The 1808-nt window shown below is 62.5% G+C and carries 2 protein-coding genes; both read left to right on the top strand.

The annotated features are described in order from the left end of the window. Nucleotides 1-271 precede the first annotated feature (271 nt). A complete protein-coding gene (locus AB7E35_RS04065) occupies nt 272-1279 on the top strand; it encodes a D-2-hydroxyacid dehydrogenase family protein (RefSeq protein WP_428163216.1) in 1008 nt (335 codons plus the stop codon). A 258-nt stretch (nt 1280-1537) separates the two neighbouring features. Further along, on the top strand, nt 1538-1808 hold a 271-nt coding region (locus AB7E35_RS04060; protein WP_428163217.1), incomplete at its 3' end, for an oxidative damage protection protein.

The following is a 1808-nucleotide window of genomic DNA, read 5'->3' as shown; positions in this document are numbered from 1 at the left end:
CTTGCATTACGCCATGATCCAAAAATTTGCGGCAGTGCCCGAATCATCGTCCAGCAGGACCGCAGCCGTGTGTAAGCTTGTGTTCATCACGACAAAGGTGTAGCGCAGAGTTGCAACAAGTCAAGACACGCACGGTCATCAACGACAATGCCTGACTGGCGTTTTGGCTGAACGCACGCTCAGGGCACGGATGTGGCTGCCGGCAATGCAAGCAGTCCAGCGCATCGCCCCCCCGTGATAGCCAGAATGCAAGTGAAATGCACCGAACCAGATGAACATCGTAATTCTTGACGACTACCAGGATGCAGTGCGCAAGCTCCACTGCGCGGCGCGGCTCGATCCCTACTCCGCCAAGGTGTACACCAACACGGTCAAAGGCCTGGGGCAGTTGTCCGTGCGACTGCGGGATGCGGACATCATCGTCCTGATCCGCGAGCGCACGCAGATCACGCGGCAGCTGGTGGAAAAGCTGCCGCGGCTCAAACTCATATCGCAAACCGGCCGCGCGGGTGCGCACCTTGATCTGGCCGCCTGCACCGAACATGGGATTGCCGTGGCCGAAGGGGTCAGCTCCCCCGTGGCGCCCGCAGAGCTGACATGGGCGCTGATCATGGCGGCCATGCGCCGCCTGCCCCAGTACACCTCCAACCTCAAGCACGGCGCCTGGCAGCAATCGGGCCTGCGCGCCGCGTCCATGCCGCCCAACTTCGGACTGGGCACAGTGCTGCGCGGCAAGACCCTGGGCATCTGGGGCTACGGGCGCATCGGGCAGATCGTCGCGGGCTACGGCCGTGCGTTTGGCATGAACGTAAGGGTCTGGGGCCGCGAAGCCTCGCGCGCGCAGGCGCTCAGCGACGGTCTGCAGGTCGCCAACACCCGGGCGGATTTTTTCTCGCAATGCGACGTGGTGTCGCTGCACCTGCGGCTGACCGAAGAAACGCAGCACGTGGTCACGCTGGAAGACCTGTCCTGCATGAAACCCACCGCGCTGCTGGTGAACACCTCGCGCGCCGAACTCCTGGAGCCCGACGCCCTGCTGGCCGCCCTCAATCGCGGGCGCCCCGGCATGGCCGCCGTCGATGTTTTTGAAAGCGAGCCCATCTTGCAGGGCCACGCGCTGCTGCGGCTGGAAAATTGCATCTGCACGCCTCACATCGGCTATGTGGAGCAAGACAGCTATGAGCTGTATTTCGGCGCCGCCTTCGACAACGTCGTCAACTACATCAAGGGCACGCCGACCAACATCGTCAACCCCAGCGCCCTGCAGGTGCGCCGATAGAGTTGTGCGCGCACACCCAGGGTGCGCGGACGACGGCCAGAATGGCAGGGACATGTCCGCCGCCACAGGCCGTTGCCGGGGGAAACTTGATAAAGTCCCGCGCCTGCTCTTGAGAGGACTTCGAATGCCCGGTGTTGCCGTGCATCCAAACACCACACGGCGCTACGCAAGCTGCCCGCAAACACTGCGGCAAACGGAATCAACAAGACGTTAGCCCCTTATTTTTCTTTCTCTGAAGTCTGCGCAAGGAATCACTTCATGGCACGTACCGTCCATTGCATCAAACTCGGCAAAGAAGCCGATGGCCTCGATTTTCCGCCCTACCCCGGCGAACTGGGCAAGCGCATTTACGAAAGCGTGAGCAAGCAGGCATGGGCCGACTGGCTCAAGCACCAGACCATGCTGGTCAACGAAAACCGCCTGAACCTGGCCGATGCCCGCGCCCGCCAATACCTGGCCCGCCAGATGGAAAACCACTTCTTCGGCAGCGGCGCAGACGCTGCGGCGGGCTACGTCCCGCCCAGCGCGT

Source organism: Diaphorobacter sp. (assembly GCF_050251835.1).
GTDB lineage: Bacteria > Pseudomonadota > Gammaproteobacteria > Burkholderiales > Burkholderiaceae_C > JBFXIE01.
This window is presented reverse-complemented; position numbering and strand designations above follow the sequence as displayed.